The organism is Micromonospora sp. WMMD736 (assembly GCF_049179015.1).
Taxonomy (GTDB): Bacteria; Actinomycetota; Actinomycetes; order Mycobacteriales; family Micromonosporaceae; genus Micromonospora.
The window spans coordinates 1-1,782 of sequence record NZ_JBMHMI010000165.1 but is presented as its reverse complement, the minus strand read 5'-3'; the positions used below and the strand labels follow the sequence as shown (position 1 = coordinate 1,782).

Below are 1,782 nucleotides of genomic sequence, written 5' to 3'. Positions count from 1 at the left end.
CCTGGCGGAGTTCGCCACTGAGCAGGCGGCGCAGAAAGCTCTGCTCGACATCGGCGGCCGCGGTGAAGAGATCGTTGAGCAGTGCGGCGCGGCGAGCTTGGGAGCCCCGTCCGGCTACCGCGCCGATCTCGGTGAACGCCGCATCGACCCGGTCGACCGTCAGCGTCGCAGTGTCGGCGGGGGACGGCAGTGACCGCAGCGCCGCCCAGCCCACGCCGATCTGGCGTTGCGGCAGTTCACCGGACAGCCACGACACCACCGTCGCAACGGTTCGCGGATCGGCGCGGGTTTCAGCCAGCACGTCGGCGATCAGCGCGGTCTTGGCCAGCCGGGCCGAGGTGGCGGCCAACTCGGCCGACGCGGTCGCGACCCGGATGAGCTGCATGAGTGCAGCCTGACACGATGGTCTGACAGCATCCAGCGCACCGTCGGGCGCCGCGAGCGTGCGCAGAAAGTCGATGGATCGCGGTGTGTCGAGCTGCAGACACGCACGCTCGGGGGATGGGGTGAGCCCGACCCGAAAGGCTTACCGGAACTCCCGTCAGCTAAGTTCGCTTGTGGTCCAACTCCGATTTGGAACCACCGAAGTCTTGAAAGGGAGCTAGATGGAGATCCAGGGCAAGAAGGCCGTCATCGTCGGCGGTGCGTCGGGATTCGGGCGGGCCACCGCCCAGTCGCTGGTCAAGCGGGGTGCCGCCGTGGCCATCCTGGACCGGCCGCAGTCCAAGGGGCAAGAGGTCGCCGACGAGATCGGTGCAACGTTCTACCCGGTGGATGTCATGGACTTCGCCGGCACCGAGCAGGTGCTGCAGCAGGCCGTGGACGCCCTGGGCGGGCTGCACATCGCGGTGACCACCGCCGGTGGTGGCTCGGCGATGCGCACGCTGACCAAAGAAGGCCCGCACGACCTGGACGTTTTCCGTCAGGTGCAGGATCTCAACACCGTCGGCACGTTCAACATCAGCCGGTTGGCCGCGGCCCACATGAGCAAGAACGAGCCCGAGGACGAAGAGCGCGGCGTCATCATCAACACCTCGTCGATCGCCGCGTTCGAGGGCCAGATCGGCCAGATCGCCTATACCGCGTCCAAGGCGGCGATCGCCGGCATGTGCCTGACCATGGCGCGTGATCTGGGCAGCCTGGGTATCCGGGTGCTGGCTATTGCGCCGAGCCTGTTCGCCACCGGGCTCACCGAGGGCATCCCGGACGAGTTCGCCAATGTGCTGACCAAGGACGCGGCCTTCCCGAAGCGCCTCGGCCGTCCCGACGAGTACGCGAAACTGGCCCTGGCCATCGTGGAGAACCCGATGCTCAACGGGCAGTGCATCCGGCTGGACGCCGGCCAGCGCTTCGCCCCCAAGTAGCTAGCGGTTTCGGCGTGATTTGTTGCGCTGAGCGCATCAAATCACGTCGAAATCACTGGTCGCGGAGCTCGACGACGACCTTGTGCAGCTCGCCGGTGAACCGGAACGGCACGTCGTAGTCGAGGTTGACCGGCGTGCCGCTGTCCTCGCCGACGTCGAAAGTCTCGTCGGCCGACACCCGCACCGGCACCGTCCCGTCGACGCGCCCCTGGGCGACCTGAGCGTTGTCCACGAAGATCGTCGCCTCGCCGCCGCTGCCGGGCTCGCCACCGTCGTAGGCGAAGTCGACCCGGATGTCATGCCGCCCCGGCGCCAGTGCAGTCGGGGCTTCCACCTTGTACTTATGCTCCGGGTAGTGGGAGCGGGCGTAGGCGAACACCGGCCGACCCGCGAGCAGGTAGAGCGCATTGCCGCCGAA

General features: G+C 67.6%; 1 protein-coding gene and 2 pseudogenes. 1 reads left to right on the top strand and 2 read right to left on the bottom strand.

Going from position 1 to position 1,782, the window contains the following annotated elements; translation table 11 throughout:
* Nucleotides 1–385: pseudogene (locus ACN269_RS35120) on the bottom strand (ATP-dependent DNA ligase); the annotation flags it as partial.
* Nucleotides 386–605: 220 nt separating this feature from the next.
* Between ACN269_RS35120 and ACN269_RS35115 the strand changes: the two are divergent.
* Nucleotides 606–1,364, top strand: a complete 759-nt coding sequence (locus ACN269_RS35115; RefSeq protein ID WP_421477709.1) for an SDR family NAD(P)-dependent oxidoreductase — start codon at nt 606–608, stop codon at nt 1,362–1,364.
* A 52-nt stretch (nt 1,365–1,416) separates the two neighbouring features.
* Here the strand turns inward: ACN269_RS35115 and ACN269_RS35110 are convergent.
* A pseudogene (locus tag ACN269_RS35110) lies at nt 1,417–1,782 on the bottom strand (arylsulfatase); the annotation flags it as partial.